The 21,014-nt window shown below is 34.8% G+C and carries 21 protein-coding genes, 1 tRNA gene and 2 rRNA genes (1 of these 24 only partly in view); 18 read left to right on the top strand and 6 right to left on the bottom strand.

Annotated elements, in window-relative coordinates:
- The 8 genes from BN1372_RS02175 to tsaD form a co-directional block, all read left to right on the top strand.
- Positions 1-195: ribosomal RNA gene (locus BN1372_RS02175) — 23S ribosomal RNA — on the top strand (it extends 2,735 nt beyond the left edge of the window).
- A 53-nt stretch (positions 196-248) separates the two neighbouring features.
- Positions 249-364: ribosomal RNA gene (gene rrf, locus BN1372_RS02170) — 5S ribosomal RNA — on the top strand.
- 5 nt (positions 365-369) lie between these two features.
- A tRNA-Asp gene (locus BN1372_RS02165) sits at positions 370-445 on the top strand.
- A gap of 164 nt (positions 446-609) precedes the next feature.
- A complete protein-coding gene (gene thiL, locus BN1372_RS02160; RefSeq protein ID WP_062197243.1) occupies positions 610-1,602 on the top strand; it encodes a thiamine-phosphate kinase in 993 nt (330 codons plus the stop codon).
- 9 nt (positions 1,603-1,611) lie between these two features.
- A complete protein-coding gene (gene tsaE / locus BN1372_RS02155; protein ID WP_062197242.1) occupies positions 1,612-2,097 on the top strand; it encodes a tRNA (adenosine(37)-N6)-threonylcarbamoyltransferase complex ATPase subunit type 1 TsaE in 486 nt (161 codons plus the stop codon).
- The gene (gene tsaB / locus BN1372_RS02150) at positions 2,066-2,755 is read left to right on the top strand and encodes a tRNA (adenosine(37)-N6)-threonylcarbamoyltransferase complex dimerization subunit type 1 TsaB (protein WP_062197241.1); all 690 of its coding nucleotides are present in this window, start codon (positions 2,066-2,068) and stop codon (positions 2,753-2,755) included. Before tsaE ends, tsaB begins: the two co-directional genes overlap by 32 nt.
- Positions 2,756-2,759: 4 nt before the next feature.
- Positions 2,760-3,218 carry a ribosomal protein S18-alanine N-acetyltransferase gene (rimI, locus tag BN1372_RS02145; protein WP_062197240.1) on the top strand — a complete coding sequence of 153 codons (459 nt, stop codon included), beginning with the start codon at positions 2,760-2,762 and terminating at the stop codon, positions 3,216-3,218.
- Entirely contained in the window at positions 3,205-4,230 is a 1,026-nt protein-coding gene (gene tsaD / locus BN1372_RS02140) for a tRNA (adenosine(37)-N6)-threonylcarbamoyltransferase complex transferase subunit TsaD (RefSeq protein WP_062197239.1), read from the top strand. Before rimI ends, tsaD begins: the two co-directional genes overlap by 14 nt.
- A gap of 503 nt (positions 4,231-4,733) precedes the next feature.
- Here tsaD and BN1372_RS02135 read toward each other — a convergent pair.
- The gene (locus BN1372_RS02135; RefSeq protein ID WP_062197238.1) at positions 4,734-6,650 is read right to left on the bottom strand and encodes an ABC-F family ATP-binding cassette domain-containing protein; all 1,917 of its coding nucleotides are present in this window, start codon (positions 6,648-6,650) and stop codon (positions 4,734-4,736) included.
- A gap of 181 nt (positions 6,651-6,831) precedes the next feature.
- Here BN1372_RS02135 and BN1372_RS02130 point away from each other — a divergent pair, with 181 nt between their 5' ends.
- Genes BN1372_RS02130 through tatC form a run of 3 tightly spaced genes read left to right on the top strand, consistent with a single transcriptional unit; the run spans position 6,832 to position 8,457 of the window.
- Positions 6,832-7,470: a redox-sensing transcriptional repressor Rex gene (locus tag BN1372_RS02130; protein ID WP_062197237.1), complete on the top strand. Its 639-nt coding sequence runs from the start codon at positions 6,832-6,834 to the stop codon at positions 7,468-7,470.
- Positions 7,471-7,485: 15 nt separating this feature from the next.
- Positions 7,486-7,665, top strand: coding sequence for a twin-arginine translocase TatA/TatE family subunit (locus BN1372_RS02125; protein ID WP_062197236.1), 180 nt, complete (start codon positions 7,486-7,488; stop codon positions 7,663-7,665).
- A gap of 15 nt (positions 7,666-7,680) precedes the next feature.
- A complete protein-coding gene (gene tatC, locus BN1372_RS02120; protein ID WP_062197235.1) occupies positions 7,681-8,457 on the top strand; it encodes a twin-arginine translocase subunit TatC in 777 nt (258 codons plus the stop codon).
- A 4-nt stretch (positions 8,458-8,461) separates the two neighbouring features.
- Here tatC and BN1372_RS02115 read toward each other — a convergent pair whose 3' ends face one another.
- Together BN1372_RS02115 and BN1372_RS02110 are read right to left on the bottom strand one after the other, a co-directional pair.
- Positions 8,462-8,662, bottom strand: coding sequence for a DUF4305 domain-containing protein (locus BN1372_RS02115; protein ID WP_062197234.1), 201 nt, complete (start codon positions 8,660-8,662; stop codon positions 8,462-8,464).
- A gap of 35 nt (positions 8,663-8,697) precedes the next feature.
- Complete coding sequence (locus BN1372_RS02110; RefSeq protein WP_062197233.1) at positions 8,698-9,351, bottom strand: CPBP family intramembrane glutamic endopeptidase; 654 nt, start codon at positions 9,349-9,351, stop codon at positions 8,698-8,700.
- A 275-nt stretch (positions 9,352-9,626) separates the two neighbouring features.
- On the opposite strand from BN1372_RS02110, the gene groES reads away from it, so the two are divergent.
- Both groES and groL read left to right on the top strand, forming a co-directional pair.
- Entirely contained in the window at positions 9,627-9,911 is a 285-nt protein-coding gene (groES, locus tag BN1372_RS02105) for a co-chaperone GroES (protein WP_062197232.1), read from the top strand.
- A gap of 66 nt (positions 9,912-9,977) precedes the next feature.
- Positions 9,978-11,612, top strand: a complete 1,635-nt coding sequence (groL, locus tag BN1372_RS02100; protein ID WP_062197231.1) for a chaperonin GroEL — start codon at positions 9,978-9,980, stop codon at positions 11,610-11,612.
- Positions 11,613-11,900: 288 nt separating this feature from the next.
- Here the strand turns inward: groL and BN1372_RS14890 are convergent, their stop codons facing one another.
- The 3 genes from BN1372_RS14890 to BN1372_RS15445 form a co-directional block, all read right to left on the bottom strand.
- Complete coding sequence (locus tag BN1372_RS14890; RefSeq protein WP_062197230.1) at positions 11,901-13,049, bottom strand: TcaA second domain-containing protein; 1,149 nt, start codon at positions 13,047-13,049, stop codon at positions 11,901-11,903.
- A gap of 13 nt (positions 13,050-13,062) precedes the next feature.
- The gene (locus tag BN1372_RS02090) at positions 13,063-14,118 is read right to left on the bottom strand and encodes a DUF5105 domain-containing protein (RefSeq protein ID WP_062197229.1); all 1,056 of its coding nucleotides are present in this window, start codon (positions 14,116-14,118) and stop codon (positions 13,063-13,065) included.
- Positions 14,119-14,714: 596 nt separating this feature from the next.
- Entirely contained in the window at positions 14,715-14,882 is a 168-nt protein-coding gene (locus tag BN1372_RS15445; protein ID WP_325062677.1) for a DUF1259 domain-containing protein, read from the bottom strand.
- A gap of 779 nt (positions 14,883-15,661) precedes the next feature.
- Between BN1372_RS15445 and BN1372_RS15125 the strand changes: the two genes are divergently transcribed.
- From BN1372_RS15125 to BN1372_RS15120, 5 genes are all read left to right on the top strand, one after another.
- A complete protein-coding gene (locus BN1372_RS15125; protein WP_062197228.1) occupies positions 15,662-16,027 on the top strand; it encodes a hypothetical protein in 366 nt (121 codons plus the stop codon).
- A gap of 846 nt (positions 16,028-16,873) precedes the next feature.
- Positions 16,874-18,229, top strand: coding sequence for a VWA domain-containing protein (locus BN1372_RS02080; RefSeq protein WP_062197227.1), 1,356 nt, complete (start codon positions 16,874-16,876; stop codon positions 18,227-18,229).
- Positions 18,230-18,605: 376 nt separating this feature from the next.
- Positions 18,606-19,361, top strand: a complete 756-nt coding sequence (locus BN1372_RS02075) for a hypothetical protein (RefSeq protein ID WP_062197226.1) — start codon at positions 18,606-18,608, stop codon at positions 19,359-19,361.
- A gap of 98 nt (positions 19,362-19,459) precedes the next feature.
- Positions 19,460-20,284, top strand: a complete 825-nt coding sequence (locus BN1372_RS02070; RefSeq protein ID WP_062197225.1) for a hypothetical protein — start codon at positions 19,460-19,462, stop codon at positions 20,282-20,284.
- 247 nt (positions 20,285-20,531) lie between these two features.
- Positions 20,532-20,969, top strand: coding sequence for a transposase (locus BN1372_RS15120; RefSeq protein WP_062197224.1), 438 nt, complete (start codon positions 20,532-20,534; stop codon positions 20,967-20,969).
- Positions 20,970-21,014: the final 45 nt, after the last annotated feature.

The raw sequence follows: 21,014 nt of genomic DNA, 5'->3' as shown, positions 1-21,014 counted from the left end.
AGGAGCATCGCTGGGTAGCTATGTGTGGACGGGATAAATGCTGAAAGCATCTAAGCATGAAGCCCCCCTCAAGATGAGATTTCCCATAGCGTAAGCTAGTAAGACCCCTTATAGATGATGAGGTTGATAGGTCTGGTGTAGAAGCGTGGTGACACGTGTAGCTGACAGATACTAATCGGTCGAGGGCTTATCCTAATACTAAATTGGTTGTACAATATTCGTTATTTGGTTTTGAAAGAATAACTTTGTCTGGTGATAATGGCAGAGAGGTCACACCCGTTCCCATGCCGAACACGGAAGTTAAGCTCTTTTACGCCGATGGTAGTGAGGGGTTTCCCCTTGTGAGAGTAGGACGTTGCCAGGCAATTAGGTCCCGTGGTGTAGCGGTTAACATGCCTGCCTGTCACGCAGGAGATCGCGGGTTCGATTCCCGTCGGGACCGCCATTATAATGACAATTAATCGAAACGAATGTTTCGTTTTTTTATTTTAGTGCTAAAATGAAAACCGTCTTAAGATGTTTTACATCTAAGGCGGTTTTTTAGTACACTAAATGGAAAATGTGAATGTACCTATCATATATAAATGCTCATCAGAAGGGAGCGAGAAAATGGATAAAGATGAATTTTCATTAATTAACAGCATTTTTCCAAAAAAGTATCATCAATCATCCCTTATTTATGGGATTGGGGATGATACTGCAATTATTGCGGAAAATATTGAGAAAGAAGAACTTATTTGTGTAGATACACTTGTAGAAGGAGTTCATTTTTTAGAAGAAACGATGACTTGGAAACAAGTTGGTTATAAAAGTTTAGCAGTAAATATTAGTGATATTGCAGCAATGGGAGGCATTCCTGCTTATTATCTTGTTTCTATTGCGATTCCGGATCATTATCAAGCAAAACAAATACAAGAAATATACCGGGGGATGGAGCAAGTAGCAAAGGAATATGAGATGGATTTAATTGGTGGAGATACGGTATCAACGAAAGGTCCTTTTGTTATTACAGTAACGGTTATTGGTTATGTAGAAAAAGGAAGACATTTATTAAGAAAGAATGCTCAATCAGGAGATATGGTGTTTGTTACTAATACAATCGGAAATGCAGCATGTGGATTGGATTTATTACTTCAATATGGAAAAGATTATGCATATACAGAGAAAGAAAAAGAAATGATTCATTTTCATCAAATGCCAGTCCCACAAATAAAAGCAGGAAGGATTTTGGCCCAATGTCCTGTGCGTATAGCTTTAAATGATGTAAGTGATGGATTAGCAAGTGAACTTCATGAACTTGCAGAAGCAAGTGATGTGACGATTATCGTAGATGCAGAATGTGTACCATACCATCCGTATATGTCGAATGTTACACTAAAACAAAGGGAAGAATGGGCATTCTTTGGTGGAGAAGATTTTCAATTAGTAGGTTCCGTTGCTCAACAGGATTGGGACATGTTAAAAACAACGTTTGAACAAGCTAGAATTCCTGTACATATCATTGGTAAAGTAGTCGAGAAACAAAATAATCATGTATTAGTAAAACGAAAAACATCCATCGAACGTTTAGATAAAAAAGGGTATAATCATTTTAGTAAGTGAGGTGACAGTATGGAAGAAATCCATATTCAAACAAATTCTACGGAAGAAACAATGGAAATTGCCAAAAGAATTGGAGAAGTAATCCCTCCTGGCACGGTTCTCGTTTTAGAAGGGGATCTAGGGGCAGGGAAAACAACCTTTACAAAAGGACTTGCAGTGGGATTAGGAATTAAAAGAGTAGTGAACTCTCCTACCTTTACGATTATTAAAGAATATCTCGGACGGTTACCTCTTTATCATATGGATGTATATCGTTTAGAAAACAGGGAAGAAGAGTTAGGTTTTGAAGAATATTTTGAAAGTGATGGTATCACAGTCGTAGAATGGGCAAGTAACATTAAAGAACAATTACCTTCTTCCTATATTGCATGCACCATTCATCGAATAGATGAAGATACAAGGGAAATCGTTGTTCAATCGGTTGGAGGAGAAAATATAGATTGGATAAAGGAGATAATTAGGAATGACAATAGCATTAGCAATGGACACGTCTAATGATGCAATGGGGGTGGCAATCATAAACAATCAAGAAGTAGTAGGAGAGTATGTGACAAATACGAAAAAAAATCATTCTGTTCGTTTAATGCCTGCCATTCATCAATTGATGGAAGATGTCAAAATAAAGCCACAACAACTAGGGAAAATTATTGTTGCTTCTGGACCAGGTTCTTATACTGGTGTTCGTATTGCTGCCACAACGGCTAAAACAATGGCTTATACATTAAATATTCCATTAGTAGGTGTTTCAAGTTTAGAAGTGCTTGCACAAAATGGAAAACATTTTTCAGGTCATGTCGTTCCTTTTTTTGATGCAAGGAGACATCAAGTGTATAGTGGATTATATAAACATGGACAACCAATAGAACAAGATCAATTAATAGAAATGCATCAGTGGTTAGAACGTTTAAAACAAGTAGAATCTCCACTTTTATTTTTAAGTCCACATATTGGCATATATGAACAAGAAATAAAAGAGACAATGGGTGAAAAAGCAGTAATTGGCGATGTAACAGATGGATTTATCCGCCCAAGTGCGCTTGGCCAAATTGGGATGAAGAAAGTACCAGTAGATATTCATACGTTCACACCAACCTATTTAAAATTAGCAGAAGCAGAAGAAAAATGGCTGGAAAGTCAAAAAGCAAAAAGGTGAGCAAATGGAGAGAATAAACATTCGATTAATGGAGGAACAAGACATTCCAGCCATTTTACAAGTAGAACACGCTTCCTTTTCGATTCCTTGGACAGAAGAAGCATTTTTCAATGAACTGCAAAAAAATAAATTTGCGGTATATTTAGTCATAGAAATAGAAGGAAAAGTCATTGGCTATGTTGGGGCGTGGATTATTATTGATGAAGCACATATTACTAACATCGCCATTTTACCAGATTACCGGGGAAAACGATTAGGAGAAAAATTGTTGGCAGAAATGATCAAAACAGCCATTCAGTTAGGTGTGAAAACAATGACATTAGAAGTAAGGATATCGAATGAGGTTGCGAAACAGTTATATCGAAAGTTTGGTTTTAAAGACGGTGGGATTCGAAAAGGATACTATACAGATAATCAAGAAGATGCATTAATAATGTGGGTGAATTTTAATGAAAAAGGATGAATTAATTTTAGCCGTAGAAACAAGTTGTGATGAAACAAGTATGGCGGTTATTAAAAATGGGAAGGAAATGGTGGCGAATGTCGTTTCTTCTCAAATTGAAAGCCACAAACGGTTTGGTGGTGTTGTACCAGAGATTGCTTCACGCCATCACGTGGAACAAATTACGTACGTTTTAGAAGAAACATTAAAGAAAGCGAATGTCTTGATAGACGATATCGATGCAGTGGCCGTAACAGAAGGCCCAGGATTAGTCGGTGCGCTTTTAATTGGTGTTAATGCAGCGAAAGCACTTGCATTTAGTTATGATAAACCACTTGTTCCCGTACATCATATTTCAGGGCATATATATGCCAATCGTTTTGTGAAAGAAATGACGTTCCCCTTAATAGCGTTAGTCGTTTCAGGAGGGCATACAGAGCTCGTTTACATGAAAGAACATGGTCATTATGAAGTAATCGGAGAAACGCGTGACGATGCTGTAGGAGAGGCGTATGATAAAGTAGCGCGTGTGTTAGGACTTGCATATCCAGGAGGCCCTAAAATCGATGCATTAGCTCAAGAAGGAAAGGAAACGATTGATTTTCCACGAGCTTGGTTAGAAGAAGGTTCCTTTGATTTTTCTTTTAGCGGATTAAAATCAGCGGTTATCAATTGGCTCCATAACAGTGAGCAACGTGGAGAAGAAATTGTCATAGAAGATGTAGCAAAAAGTTTTCAAGAAAGTGTCATTGATGTCTTAGTAACAAAAACAAAAAAAGCACAAGAACAATACGGTGTAAAACAAATTCTTTTAGCTGGTGGAGTAGCGGCAAATAAAGGTCTGCGAGCACGCTTACAACAAATATTTGAAACGAGCGATGTAGATTTAGTCATACCTCCCCTTTCGTTATGTACCGATAACGCAGCGATGATTGGTGCAGCAGCAAGCATCGAATATCAAAAAGGAACAAGAGCGTCTCTTACGTTAAATGCCAACCCAGGGCTTATGTTGGAATCATTTAATAAAGAATAAAATAATCAACAGTTCCTTTCTCTTATTATAGAGGAAGGAATTTTTTTTGTGTTGTCTAGAAAGTATAAAGAATGGATACATTACACACTAAAATTAAAAAGAAATGTTATCAATAAAACTTATCCACAACTATATCACGTTTGTGCATAACTATCTTTTTTGTTGAAATAACGCATTTTATAATGTTAATAAAATTGTGTGGATAAAAGAGTGATTTAATGTGGATAATGTGGAAAAGTATGCGGATAAGTAGAAGTAAAGCAAGTTAGTCTGTGTATAACATTGTTGATAATGTGAATAATTTCTATATTTATCCACAATATTAAGGGAATGTAAATAAGGAAGGCTTCTATCCGTGTGGGTTTTGCATTTTTTTCACTGATGGTTAGATGCACGTATCGCCTATTTAACTGTTTTTAGTGTTACCTTAACATTTTGAAGCGGGCATCTAACAACGAGTTAATGAGGGATAAAAAGACGAGGAATTTTTTACCTCGTCTTTCTCACATTAATACCTCCCACTCCTCCATTAATTGTTGTAATTCTGTCTCAGCTTGTTCAATATCCTCGTTTACTTGTTGTGCTTTTTCATGATTTTCATATACCTCCGGTTGGCATAATAACTCATGGGATTGTGTAATAAATAATTCTTTTTCGGTAATTAACTGTTCAATTTCCTCTAAACGACGTTGCTTCTGACGTTCTTTTTTCTTTTGTTCTTTCTCTAATAAAAATTTTGATTTATCGCTTTCTTCTTTTTGCATTTCCGTTTGATTTTCGAGTGCATTTAATCGTTCGATTTCCTCTGTTTCTGTTTTTTTCTCCACATAATAGTCATAATTTCCAAGGTATTCGATGACACCAGTGGGCGTTAAATCTAACACTTTTGTTGCGATACGATTAATAAAATAACGATCGTGGGAAACGAAAAGAAGCGTGCCTGGATAATCCATTAATGTCGATTCTAATACTTCCTTGCTATCTAAGTCTAGATGGTTGGTAGGTTCATCAAGGATAAGCAGATTTGCTTTTTGAAGCATTAACTTTGCTAAGGCAATCCGTGCTTTTTCGCCACCACTTAAGTCCTGTACGATTTTTAATACGTCATCTCCGCTAAAAAGAAAATTACCAAGAATCGTCCGAATTTCCTTTTCTGTTTTTTCCGGATATTCATCCCACAATTCATCTAAAATCGTTTTATTCGATGTCAATTCTGCTTGTGTTTGGTCGTAATAGCCGATTTGCACGTTTGTTCCAAATGAAATGGTGCCTTGTGACGATACCTTACCTAAGATTGCTTTTAACAGGGACGACTTTCCAATACCATTCGGTCCTATTAATGCAACACTATCTTCACGTGTCAATCGAAAAGATACATCTTTGAAAATAGGAGTATCATCATATTGAATAGAAAGTTGATCCACATGCAGTACTTCATTTCCACTTTGTTTTTCGATTTCAAACGAAAAGGAAGCTGATTTCTCGTTACCTAATGGTCGTTGCATCCGATCGATTTTGTCGAGTTGTTTTCGTCTACTTTGTGCTCGTTTTGTCGTCGAGGCCCGTGCGATGTTCCGTGCGATGAAATCTTCTAATCGTTGAATTTCCTCTTGTTGCTTTTCAAATTGTTTCTTTTCTTTTGCATAAATCTCTGCTTTTTGTGTTAAATAATCGCTGTAGTTTCCGTGAAAATGGCGAATTTGATGGCGTTCTAATTCATACACGCGATGGACGATTTTATCAAGAAAATAACGGTCATGGCTGACGATTAACAAAGCGCCAGGATAGTTTTGTAAGTAGTGTTCTAGCCATTGAATCGTTTCTAAATCAAGGTGGTTTGTCGGTTCGTCCAAAATTAATAAGTCTGGTTTTTGTAACAACAGTTTTCCGAGTGATAACCGTGTTTTTTGACCACCACTTAATGCTTGGACAGGGGTGCCATAGCTAAAGTCTTGAAACTGAAGTCCATGTAACACATTGCGAATGTCTGCTTCATATTGATAGCCACCGCGTTCTTTAAATTGTAAGGAGAGCTCATCGTATTCTCGCAATAATTTTTCATATTCTGTTTTGTTTTCCATGATGGTAGGATTGCCCATTCTGTGCTCCATGTTGCGTAGCTCTTTTTCAATTTGTTTTAATGGCTCGAAAACGGTCATCATTTCGTCCCAAATGGATAAAGGAGAATCCGTAATGGTTGTTTGTGCTAGATACCCGATTTTAATATCTTTTGGTATAATAATATCACCAGAATCATAGGATAATTCTCCGGTAATAATTTTTAACAGTGTGGATTTGCCGGCCCCATTTCTTCCGACAAGTGCAATTTTATCTTTCGATTGTACATCTAATTTAATATTCGATAAAATAAGGTCAGCACCATAATATTTTGTCAGTTGATTAACTTGCAAATAAATCATTCTTATTCACCTCATTACGTATAAGTGTACATTTGAAAGACGTAATGAGCAATAAAGAAAAACAGTTGTGGATGGTTTCGCCAAAGGATCGAAAAAATGAGGAGAACATTATTTTTTACAAAAAACAAATGCTAGTAACAAAAGTAAAGAATATTACTTGTTTGTGAAGTTGGGGGAAAAAATGAATATGGAACAACCAAAAATTCCACAAGCAACTGCTAAACGATTGCCGCTTTATTACCGATTCATTCAAAATTTACATGCATCGGGGAAAAAACGCGTATCTTCCGCAGAATTAAGCGAGGCAGTAAAAGTGGATTCAGCTACCATTAGACGAGATTTTTCCTATTTTGGTGCATTAGGAAAAAAAGGTTATGGCTATAATGTCGAATATTTGTTATCTTTTTTTAGAAGGACATTAAGTCAAGATGAATTAACGAAAGTGGCTTTATTTGGTGTCGGAAACCTTGGAACTGCATTTTTACATTATAATAACTTTACGAAAAACAATAGTGCTAAAATTATGATGGCATTTGATATCGACCCAAATAAAATAGGGAAAGAAGTCGGCGGGGTACCAATTTATCATTTAGACGATGTGGCACAAAAATTGACATCAGATGTTACGATTGCTATTTTAACCGTTCCAGCAACTCGTGCACAAGAACTTGTCGATAAATTAGTGGACATTGGCATTCAAGGTATTTTAAACTTTACTCCAGCCCGATTAACAGTCCCAGAGCATATTCGTGTACATCATATTGATTTAGCGATTGAGCTCCAATCATTAATTTATTTCATGAAAAACTATCCAGAATAGAGGGGGATGTACAACATGGGTTTAAGTTTTGGAAGTATTGCATTAATTTCAATTGTGGCGTTAGTAATCTTTGGACCAAAAAAATTACCGAGTCTCGGACGAGCAGCAGGTGAAACATTACGTGAATTTAAAAATTCTACAAAAGGTTTAATGGATGACGAAGAGAACAAAAAAGAAGAGAAACAAGTAAAATAAAGGATAGATGACGTTATGGACGAAAGAGCGATGTCCGTTTATGATCATATTGGTGAATTACAAAAACGATTAATGAGTATTATTGTCGTATTTGTTATCAGTATGGTCATTGGATTGGTCTTCTCGCAAAGAATAATCAAGTGGTTACAACAAGCGCCAGCTGCTGAAAGTATTACAATGAATGCATTTCGATTAACAGATGCAATCAAAGTATATTTTGAATTTTCGTTCATTGTAGCGATTTTATTAACAGCACCAGTTGCACTATATCATATATGGGCATTTATTCGCCCGGGATTATATGAAAAAGAGCAAAAGGTAACGTTAGCTTATATTCCATTTACGATTATTTTATTTATTGCAGGTGTTAGTTTTGCTTACTTCGTGATGTTCCCATTAGTCATTCAGTTTATGACAAAATTATCTGCACAAATGGGAATTGAAGAGGTATATGGTATTAAAGAATATTTTCGGTTTTTATTCCAACTGACGATTCCTGTAGGACTTGTCTTTGAATTGCCTGTTGTGATTATGTTTTTTACAAGGTTAGGGTTAATTACGCCGGCTTTCCTTATTAAAATTAGAAAATATGCATACTTTATTTTATTAATTGTGGCTGGGTTAATTACACCGCCTGATGTATTATCACAAATCATTGTGATGATCCCGTTAATTATTTTATATGAGATTAGTATTTTCTTTTCAAAACGAGCGTATAAACAAGTGTTAAAAGCAGAAATGAAATATGCAGAAGAGATGCAATTAGCCGAAATAAAAAGTGATCGCGAATAAGCGATCACTTTTTGTTCATTTTCTCAATTTTTTTCTTAATGAGCATAATACGTACCGCGACAAAAAAGTCGTAAGCGGCAAATAGCATTAAGACGATCGTCAAAAAATTCCACATCGTGTCACGTACACTTAATACTGCTAAATACGTAAATAACGCCCCCATCAAAAAATAAAACATAGCTAATGCCATTGGTGAAAATTTCATTAATAAAGCCCCCAGTATTTCTCAAGTTTCTATCTTTATCCGTTAATGTAAAAAGCGAGGTAAAACACCGTGCCATTCATTAACGTATGGGCAGCCATCGGAACAATAATGCGATTTGTTTTCACATATAAGAAGGAAAACACGAAGCCCATCACTAAATATACTAGTAAATGGGAAAAATCTAAATGTAAGACTGCAAAAAGAAGTGAGCTAGTGAGCGCTGCAATAAAAAATGAAAACTTTTGATACAGATGATAAAAGATAATCCTTCTAAAAATTAATTCTTCTAAAAAAGGCGCAAGTATAATTCCTACAAACATAAACAGAGGAACGCTCTTTGCTATTGTAATGATTTCCTTCGTATTTTCTGATTCACCTGGAATGTGAAATAGTTTTTGTTCTATGATGGCTGCCATAATTTGTGCAAAATAAGCAAGAAACAAACCGATAAAAATCCAGTACATTGTTTCTTTCCAAGGAAGCGGTTTCCCCATTTTTCCGCCTTGTCGAAGCGAACGACTTAACCATAAACTAATGACGGTTGCGACAGACATGCTACATACCGTCCAATAGGCAACTGCTTCTAACGGTGTGAGTGCACTGTTTTTTAAAAGAAGCGGGATACCTAAAAAGCCAGATAACTGTGCCATTACATACACTAAAATAATGAAAAATTCGTTTCGATTCACGATACAACCCCTCTAATTGTTACCAATGATTTATTGTAACATATTATACAACTACAATTCGGAATAATTCACTTCTTCTGTCTTTTATTTTTTATGTGTATGTACAAGAGAAAATGGGAAGACAAAAGAAAAAGGATTCTTTTAGAAAAAATAAAGCTTTATACTTGCAAAAGAGGAAAAGATTATTTATTATAATAATTGTAATTAGCACTCGATGACATTGAGTGCTAATAAAAAACTCAAATTAACGAATCTCATTAAGGAGGTAGTTTCTTGTGTTAAAGCCATTAGGTGATCGAATTGTAATTGAAGCTTTAGAAATGGAAGAACAAACAGCTAGCGGTATCGTATTACCGGATTCTGCGAAAGAAAAACCGCAAGAAGGTAAAATTGTTGCTGTAGGTGCAGGTCGTGTATTAGACAATGGTGAACGCCTTGCTCCAGAAGTAAAAGAAGGAGATACTGTTATTTACTCAAAATATGCTGGAACAGAAGTAAAAGTTGACGGCAAAGAGTATTTAATCCTTCGTGAGAGCGATATTTTAGCGATTATTGGATAATTGATTACTTATACAAGAAAAAAATACTTATTTTCAATAGACATTTTTTAAGGAGGTTTTCTGACAATGGCAAAAGAAATCAAGTTTAGCGAAGAAGCTCGTCGTGCGATGCTTCGTGGTGTTGAAGCTTTAGCTGATGCGGTAAAAGTAACATTAGGACCAAAAGGTCGTAATGTAGTGTTAGAAAGAAGTTTTGGTTCACCTTTAATTACAAATGACGGTGTAACAATCGCAAAAGAAATCGAATTAGAAGATAAATTCGAAAACATGGGTGCAAAACTTGTTGCAGAAGTAGCAAGTAAAACAAACGACGTTGCTGGGGACGGTACAACAACAGCAACTGTTCTTGCGCAAGCGATGATTGCAGAAGGACTTAAAAACGTAACAAGTGGTGCAAACCCAATGGTTATTCGTAAAGGAATTGAAAAAGCGGTAAACGTAGCAGTAAAAGAATTACATCGCATTTCAAAACCAATTGAAGGAAAAGAATCTATTGCACAAGTTGCTGCTATTTCTTCTGCTGACCAAGAAGTTGGTGATTTAATCGCAGAAGCAATGGAACGTGTAGGTAACGACGGGGTTATTACAATTGAAGAATCAAAAGGTTTCAATACGGAATTAGAAGTAGTAGAAGGTATGCAATTTGATCGTGGATATGCTTCTCCGTACATGGTAACAGATTCTGAAAAAATGGAAGCTGTTCTGGATAATCCTTATATCTTAATTACAGATAAGAAAATTTCTAACATCCAAGAGATTTTACCAGTATTAGAACAAGTTGTTCAACAAGGTAAACCATTATTAATCATCTCTGAAGATGTAGAAGGCGAAGCATTAGCAACATTAGTTGTAAATAAATTACGTGGTACATTCAATGCTGTAGCAGTAAAAGCTCCAGGTTTTGGTGACCGTCGTAAAGCAATGCTTGAAGATATCGCCATTTTAACAGGCGGTGAAGTGATTACAGAAGATTTAGGATTAGATCTTAAATCAGCAACTATCACACAATTAGGACGCGCTGCAAAAGTTGTGGTAACAAAAGAAAATACAACAATCGTTGAAGGTGCTGGCGACAAAGCACAAATCGATGCTCGCGTTGGCCAAATCCGTGCGCAAATCGAAGAAACAACTTCTGAATTTGACCGTGAAAAATTACAAGAGCGCCTTGCAAAACTTGCTGGTGGTGTAGCAGTAATTAAAGTTGGCGCAGCGACAGAAACAGAATTAAAAGAACGTAAATTACGTATCGAAGACGCATTAAATGCTACTCGTGCAGCAGTAGAAGAAGGTATTGTTGCAGGTGGTGGTACTGCACTTGTAAATGTTATCTCTGCTGTTAAAAATGTAGAAGCAGAAGGCGACGAAGCAACTGGTGTGAAAATCGTTCTTCGTGCATTAGAAGAACCAATCCGCCAAATCGCTACAAACGCTGGTCTTGAAGGAAGCGTAATTGTAGAACGCTTGAAAAAAGAAGAAGTTGGCGTTGGATTTAATGCTGCAACTAGCGAATGGGTAAACATGATTGATACTGGTATCGTAGACCCAACAAAAGTAACACGCTCTGCATTACAACATGCATCAAGCGTAGCTGCAATGTTCTTAACAACAGAAGCAGTCATTGCGGATAAACCACAAGAAAACGCGGGAATGCCTGCAATGCCTGACATGGGCGGAATGGGCGGAATGGGCGGCATGATGTAATAGCAGTCTCAAAACGACGATATATAGGGTATTTTAGGTACAAGAAAGATAAATGCCCATGAATTAGAAAAGTCTTTCATCAGTTTACTTAACTGGTGGGAGGCTTTTTTATATTGTCTATCATAGTGTGTAAATATTTATCGCCATCATTTCAAAAAAAATCTCTGATGGGACAAGGCCATAATGGATAAAATGGATAGTAAAGGAAGCTGAAATGAAAATTTACGATAACATACAAAAAACATTCTCCTTGATTAGAGAATGTTTTTTGTATGTTTAAATGTAAGATTATAAGCTTGATAATGGATTTTCGTTGTTTTCACGTGTCCACTTAAGTAGAGGAGGATTTTTAATCTTAATAGGTTTCTTATGATTCCAATACTTATCTTCTGATCCATTTGATTCAAATTCTTCTATATCGTCAATAAGCCATTTTTTCTTTTTTTGATTATAAACTAAGGAATATTTACGTATAGATTGATAGGATAAATCTTCAAAATTAGGTATATCAATCAACTTTAATTTTACATTATAAGAAACAAGAGCTGTAGCCTCTGCTGTCCATTGTTCATCAAAATAATTGATGTTTAATTGATCTAGGTTAATGACAGCTCCTAAATATTGAGATTGAATTTCTTCTATATCCTCTGATAAAATTAAAAATTGATCATTAACCCAAGCTTGAGCGATATCTCCACCTTTAAAGGCTTCGTCTACATTTGTGAAGGTATCTAAATTAAATGCAGAAGTTTCAAATGCTGAAAGGTCATGATTAAAAATATCTATCGCTTCAAAAATATCATTATTAATTCCTTTATCAGCTTTGACCAGCTTTTTCGTATCAACAATCAGTGACACTTCTTTACTGCCCCAAAGATCGATTTTCTTTTGTTCGGACAGTTTACCAAGTGTATTGTCAACAGTTAAGGAAACTTTATAAGTACCAGGGAGCAGAGGTCCAAATAATATGTCATCACTCCTTTTCAATGGTTGCTTTAAAGTATCAATGGTGAGCTTGATTTTATCACCATCATTTTTACCCGTCATTTTTATGGAAGCTGTTTTTACTTTTAATTTGTAATTGGTGATAATTCCCCACTTTTTCCCGTCTTCAACTAAGCTGATTTGTTGGTTAGTAGGAGAGTAATCCTCCGATTCCATTTGTTCATGTATGCTATCTTTAATAACTTGATAGCTGTTGTCATTCTCTCTTAAATAATCAACAAGAGCGGTTAGTGACCCATTATTTACAACTGCTTCCTTTTTATCTGGTAAAATAAATTCCTTAAGCTGATCTGGTTTGTTTTGTTCAACCGCTTTTTCAAATGTTTTCACTATTTTATCCGGTTTATTGAGTTGTTGAAAAAAAATGACAACAATAATAATGACGATCAACGCCGAAAAAGCAGCAATGATGAACCCTCTTTTTCTCGACATTTTTCATTTCTCCTTAAAATGCAGATCCTTTAGTAAATGCATCCATTAACTCTTGGCTACTGTATTCATCTGATGTATCAACTGTCCATTTTCCGTCTTTTTCTATCATTTCCACTTCCAATTTTTCTCTGCTTTCCTTTGGTTCAATGGAACTAATAATGACATCCAGTTTTGAAAGAGCGTAATTTTCTCGGTTTACGCCTTCATAATCACCGGTATTATTTTTGTACTCGTCGGAATAATTACTAACAGCATCGTATAAATCTAATGGGATGGTAGAATATTCCAATGTTACAACCGCTTTTCCTTTAGCGTTTGCAAGAGTTACTGCTTTGATTTTAGTCTTTTCGGCTAAAGCCGCTTTATAATTAATATATTGCTTGTCAACATCTGCATCGGGTACGTCGATATCGTAGAAACTACGTTGGAGTTGTTCTTTAAATAATTTTTTTGCCTCTTCTTGGAGCGCTTTCTTATCTGCAGAAACGTATTTTTCGTAGTTAACGTTATCTTTATCCATATAAATCGTCTCTATATAGGCAGTTAACGCTTTTGCAGGATTATCTAGTTTATCAAAACTTTTTCCGTATTTTTTTGTATCTAATTGAATAAGTACTTCATCTTCATCAGTGGAATCAGTAGTAAGTGGTGTGATCCCAATATCATATTTTTTATCTTTTTCAACATTAAAAATAAGGGTTACTGTTTTAACCTTTTCCCCACCAATTTCACCTAAATTCGGATATTCCAAATCAATCTTATGATTGAAATCATCAACAGGAGATAATTGTTCTTCTCCGTCATAAAGCTTAATGTTTTGGTCAGAAATTATAATTTTTTCTTTCGTTTTATTTTTAATTTTTAAATCAACTGCCAGTAACCCTTTTTTTGTATCTTTATCTTCTGATACACCATCATTCTCACCAGATAATATGTATGAAGCGTCTTCAATAGTTACTTCAATCAGCTTATTGCTGGAAGTCTTGCTAGAGCCTGTCTTTTCATTTGAGCAACCAATTAATGCCATAGCCATTACAAAAAATATAGTGAAAATTCCTAACTTTTTCAACTTAATAGTTCCTCCTTGTTTTATTGATTTTGGTATTTTATTATTCTTACTAATAAAATAAGTCTCATTGCCCCCCCTTTGACTCAATAAGTTCGGACAAATTTATATTTTTGTCTAATCTATCTTATGGAAATAATAGTATATGGTCAATATGAAAAAAGTAGTGATAAGGTCTTAAATAGTTCAACTGAAATAAGAAAAAAACTATATTAATAAAAAATTTATTATAGAAAATAGATCAATATATCATCTGAAAAGTGCATAGAATGGCCAAAATAATAAAAATTACACAAAAAGAGAATATTTTACTATAAGTAATACAAAAGTCCTGATTTTTAAATAGAAAATTTAATTAATATTTTGTCAAATTTATTAGTAATAACTCGAATTGCTGTCCATAACAGTTTAGTACTTTAAAGTGAAGCGAGTCAGTACCGTTCTGTTTTAAGGTACTAAAACAAAATACATTCGGATATTGAGTAGGTCGATATGATGATTATCGCAGTGAAGAGTTATCTATTGCTAAAAAAGTTATTAAAGAGACATGAGATAATGAAAGCATATAAAACACACTTAAAAGAGAGTGATGGATTAGATTAAAATAAGTCTGCATCTTTAGTCGCTTCAAAACTATTTTTAACAAAGTCAAAAAGAATATACATTAACATCGGTTCATCGAGTAACCAGTGGTTGTGGAGTACGTTAACAATAATACTTCTTTTTCGAAGGGCGGATATAAAAGTATTAAATTCTTTCTTAAGAATGACTATTTCACCTAAGTTAAGTGTTTTTCCACCTTGTCCATTTCAAATGGTAAAGCTAATGGGAATCTTATACTTCTGTTTAATATTAATGCATTTATGTTTCTAAGTCGTGTAAGCATTTGACACTTGAGAAGTACCGTCCTTTATTCTTGTTAATCTATCATATGTATATTATATAATTTTCTAATACACTCCATAACTGTTGATACATCAATGATTGATCCGTTTTTTAGTATATTTTTTTAAAAATTTACGCACCTTTTTCATTATCTTAACCAGTTAAGTTACCGAAAAATCAATAACAATCTAACATGGATTTGAATAGTTGTATAGTACAAAGTTATGACATGAAAAAGTACATAACAATGCACTAAGAATTTCGAAAAAAAAAAAGACTTGCCAGCCCCCCCTAAATTTTCTCTACTGTCTTGGTGACTAATCAAATCAGTGGAGGTAGAAAGGAATGCTAGCAATGTCTGAAATCAATTGTATCAAATTAACGAGAAATGAGAAATCTTTATCTATTAATAAAATCTCTAGACCATTAGGTATTAATTGGTGTACTTCCAATAAATACGCTGATGGGGATCAATTACCAGTCGAGAGTAAAATAAAAAAGGAGGGATGATGTATAAAGAAAAATGGGGAAAAATTGTGGCAGATTGGTTGTGGGAAGATCAGAAATTAAAGAAAAAACAGCGGAGAACCAATAAAAAAATTTTCTAAGAACTTAAGGATATGGGCTTTAATGGGTTCTACCAGACCCTATATGTTACTTTGTGAAAGAATGGCCTGAAGGTAGATATAACACGGAAGAAACTCGTGATAAAAATTCTGAAAGTCTTATTCATCCGCCAGCTGAAGCTCAACTTGATTTTGGAATAATGGAAGCCGTGAAGGGAGGGAAATATGTGGACATTCATTGTTTAGTTATGACACTATCCTTTAGTAATACTGCTTATGCAATGGCCCTACCAAGCGAAAATCAAGAATGTGTTTTACATGGATGGAAAGAAATATTTGAACAGTTAGGTGGAGTACCCCAAAAAATTCGTATTAATAATTTTAAAGCTGCTGTATATAAGCCTAGAAATCGAAAGGAAGAGGCCGTATTTACCGATGAATTTTTTCGATTTGCCAATTAGTATGGATTTGAACCACAAGCATGTAATCCAGCTGCAGGTTATGAAAAGGGAAATGTAGAAAATAAAGTGGGTTATGTTCGCTAAAACTTTATTACACCAGCTCCTGTAATCAAGGACTTCGAACATTTATCACAATTACTACAAGAACAATGAAAAAAAGACCGTGAGCGAATCCATTATAAAAAACAAGTACTAATTAAAAACTTGCTAGAAGAAGAATATCAGTATCTTTTGGATTTGCCCGAAAAAGAATATCCTGTTTTTATGGGAGGGAGAATACTATCATTAAAATTTCGACATTTTTTTCATCAATTTTACAATACCATCAAAAAATATTAGAATATTCATGGGAAATTTGCGAATGATAGAATAATTTGGTTTATTTTATAAAAATTGTACGAAAATGTGTATTCGTTAAAAATTTATTTTGCGCTATGGATTAGCTATGATTCTAGTAAAAAGCTTACTAACTTTTTGGATAGATTTAACTGAAAAAACTATCTATCAAAACGAATTCATCCGTCATTAGTATTACTATCAAATTACATAATACACATAAAAAGAGAGGTTACGTAAGATGCTTGAGTCAAAGCGAAAGTCTATGAGCCTTTTTGTTTTATTGCGGTAAAGTAATCATGGTGAAGATCCTTTCTGTTGGTTATTTTGTTCTGGTTTAACAATAATAGAAATGGATCTTTAGTCATAACTAAATTAGTTGAATTACTGTATACATAAGGACTTGTGAGGTTATCGACAAGTTTTTATGAATAATTCAAGGTAAAGAAACGTAAAAATTTAATTGATTCAATAGGTAGTAATGAATCGTTTAAAAGGAGTTTGAAGTGAATGAAGAAACTATCTTTTCTGTTAATTGCTCTTTTTTTAGTTCTTTCAGGATGTAATCAAGAAAAAACGAATACAAGGGAAAAAGAAAAAGTGGAACAAACAGAAGGTGAAATAGTTAAATCCTCAACTAAAGAAAAAAAATCAGTTTTTGAAGATCTTCCAGTCCCTCCGAAAACAACTGCAGATGTTGTAAATCAAAAATTAGGAGTGTACGGTGGGAAAGAAATTCTTTCTGACGAGTACCTTGAAGAGGTGGAAGAAAAAATAAAATCACTTCCACCACTAGAAGAAAATGCTTCAGAGGAAGAATTAGATAAATATTTTGCTTATGCTTTTTCTCTTGCTGCAGAGGACTATCCAAATCCAGATGACTTAATTAAAAAGTGGGAATTTCAGTCATCTGGGAATCCGAATTTGCCTGATGATCGTTATCAATTTAAAGAAAATTATAATGTAGAAATCATTTTAGATTCTAGCGGTAGTATGGCAAAGACGATAGATGGTCAAACGAGAATGGAACTAGCGAAAAAAGCGATTAATGAATTTTTGCAGAATGTTCCTAAGGAAGCGAATGTTTCTTTAAGAGTGTATGGTCATAAAGGAACGGGTTCTGATGCAGATAAAGTCAAGTCTTGTTCCAATATTGAACAAGTATATGGATTCACAAAATATGATGCAGATTCATTTCAAAAAGCGCTCCATCAATTTCAGCCAAGCGGATGGACCCCTATCGCAAAATCGCTTGAAGAGTCAAAGAAATCTTTTGAAAAATATGATGCAAAGACAAATACAAATTTAATTTATTTAGTGAGTGACGGAATTGAAACATGTGATGGCGATCCAGTTGCGATCGCAAAGTCTTTTGCCGATTCTAATGTTTCACCGATTATTAATGTTATTGGCTTTGATGCAGATGCAAAAGCACAAGAACAGCTTCAAGAGGTAGCAAGATCAGCGGATGGTATATACACAACTGTCACGAGTGGCGATCAGTTAAAAGAAGAATTTAATAAGGCACAAGAAGTGTTGGAAAGATGGGAAGACTGGAAGTCGGATTCTATAATAGATGCAGAAGCAGAAAAGGTGGACAGATCTTTTGAAATTTTGGATTTTTCAAATGAATGGGCATTTAAGGCAAATAATCAATCTAATTTAGGCTTTATAATTGGCATGATGAGAGAATTTGATATCGTTAATAACGAGCAACGTAAGAAATTACGGGAGAAATATAATGACTTAGATGAATTAACACGTCAATCAAAAAAAGAACTTGTGGAAATGTTAAAAGATTTAAATGTTGAAAAGTTAGAAGAGACGAAAAAAGCAATCAATGAAAAGTATAATCAGAATACGTAACAGGATGAACATCGACGGTTTTACCTCCATGTAAATTTAGCGAAAGAGAGGAAAAAGGATGGTGCCTAGGTCATCCATTTTAGAAAAGATTACGGTATTGTTTGCTGTTTTTATTGTTCTTTTCCAGTCATTTTCAATTCCAATATATGCGGCTGTTCAGCCATGGAAAGGGTCTCCATGGACAGGAAATTTCTGGACATGGGATTCGTGGGAAGATAACTCATAGACAGGGAATCCATGGGAAGAGAACGCATGGAATGGAAATGGAGCACAAGGAAATGGAACGAATAGTAATCTGTGGAATGAAGGTCCTTGGAATAATGAATCGGGGTATTTACAACAAGGGGGAAATGGTTTCCTAGGAAAATACGGACTCGTGCCTAATTTCCCGCATTTTCCAGATAAGTCCCCAATCAATTTATCTAATGGTGGCAATAGCCCATCAGATGCAAAGCTTCCTTTTAACTATGAAATTAGTAAGTATATTGTAAATGATGTCGTTGGCGGACAAGCCAATATGATAGGTGATTACCTTGTAGGTAATAAAAATGAATTTAAACCAAAGGTTTCATCATTCTCCACACTTTTTCTTAATGGGACTAAACTAGGACTTGGTGATAATGGCCCAGGTTGGATTAAGGGAGTAAGTGATATTCATGACGGTGTGCTTAAAAGTAAAGAGGGCTATGATAGTTATAACAAGGTAAAAAAATGTAGAAAAGCGTATAAATTAACAAATCTGGGAGCTAAAGCACCTGATGCTCTATTGAAAGGAGCAAAATTTGGTCCCTTATCCAAATTAAATGTTGCCACTGCTGCAATTAGTGCAGGATTCGCTGCTGTTGAAACAGGCTTTAACACTGTAAAGGCAATTGATGTATGGAAGAGTGATGCATCAAAAGCGAAAAAGGTTTCAGCAACAACAGATGCAACTGGTAGCTTAGGTGACATGCTTATGAGTGCTGGTGTAATCGCAACGGCCATTCCTGGTGGTCAGGTTGCAGGTGCGATATTGTGGGTTGGCTCTAAACTTGTTAAATATGGAGCAGAACATTGGAGAGGTATTAAGAAGTTTGCGGGAAATACAATAAAAAGGACAGGAAAAGCCTTAAAAAAAGGATGGTTTAGTTAAAGAATATAGGAATAGGGCGTTTTATAAACGCTCTATTCTCCATTGAAAACCAACAAACAAAGTTTTTACTAATTGCGATTATATCTGAGGTGTTAATAATGCAAGTGGATGAATTAATGAAATTGGCGAAAAAACATAAAAAATTATTTGAGCAGTATGCACTAAACCCATTTGCTTTTGTTATTAATGGGCACCATTATTATATCATTACCTATATAAAAAGGGGGAAATTTATCAATTGTGCAATTATTTCTTTAGATTCAAATAATAAAGAAGAACATTTGGCAGCTTTTAAATGGTTAATAATATTTTCCTCTTTTATCACTAATATAATTACAATAATTGGAGAAAGGGCGAAGATTGATTTTACATTTATGCATAATTTAGATTATTATGTGCAGTTGTGGGCTGAAAAAAATAGTAATGAAAAATATGTTCAAAAAGTCGAAAAAGTACGTAATGGATTTAAGCAAATACTAGATCTTCAAGATGACCTAGTTTCAAACTACCGATTATTTGAGGAGAGATATACATCTGTAAAAGAAAAAGGTTATTTTACAGAAGAAGATTTTGCTTTTGTCATAAAAAAAGGAGCGGAGTTAGATAGATATCAATTCCTTCAGATGTATATTCAGTACAGTTTTGTAGAGGATTGTTTTGAAATCTTTTCTTTTATGAAAGAAACAAAATGGTCCCAACCAAAGGATCGTGAAAATAAAAAAATATTAAAAGAAATGGGGAGTAAGAAGACCAAAGAGGAATTTGAAAAGTTAATTGAAGATTTTCTGGAAGGAATATCGGATGGAAAATACTTTCTTGAGAAGACAAAAGAAGAACAGGTGAAGTTATTGGAAGAAGCAGTATTAAAAAGTGGAGAAGAACTATATAAAGAAGTCATGGCCGATTTAAGGTATCCGAAATAACGAACATTTGAAAGAGACGGCATGGAAAATTTTTCGGACGATAAAGGAGTTTAAGATGGACAAACCAGTGAAATTCGCTTGGGGTATTTTTACTGGAAGGTTTGAACTGTTGTTAATTATATTACTTGTAATGAGTAAATTCACTTCCTATAAATACCATGCAATTAAATAAAAAAGACAGAACGCTATATTTCGGTTAAAATGAAAGCTCTCACCCAATTATTTACCAAAAGGAGCGTTCTGTCTGATGCTTGGTTTAACACATCATCAACCAATGAATAAAGGGTTTCAAGCGTGGAATCTATCATTCTATTTTCCAAAACCAGTTTTGTACCATTTGCTTCATTTTGTAGATGGTATGTCCCGTGCTGATTTTACCGGGAAACTAACGGAAATTCATTCGTTTAGTCATTACTCAAAACACCGCACCACACTTGGACATTTCCTACAGCACAGCCCATGGGAGGAACGATACCTGCTTCAACAATCTAAGCAACATGTGTTAAGAAATGTGGAACAGGAAGGACCTGTCTTCTATATTTTAGACGATACGATTGCCAAAAAGACAAAGTCCTCGTCACAGGCTACGTCACCAATGGAAGCAGGTGGTTTTCATTTTTCTCATACAGATGGAAAAAGTGTCTGGGTATACCAAGTAGTGCAGCTAATGCTTGCGAATGAATAAGCAGCTTATCCGTACGACTTTCGATTGTTTCATAAAAACCAAGAA

It is taken from the genome of Massilibacterium senegalense, from assembly GCF_001375675.1.
Classification (GTDB): domain Bacteria; phylum Bacillota; class Bacilli; order Bacillales; family Massilibacteriaceae; genus Massilibacterium; species Massilibacterium senegalense.
Note: the sequence above shows the minus strand (reverse complement) of the source record. Positions and strands in the feature narration are given on the sequence as shown.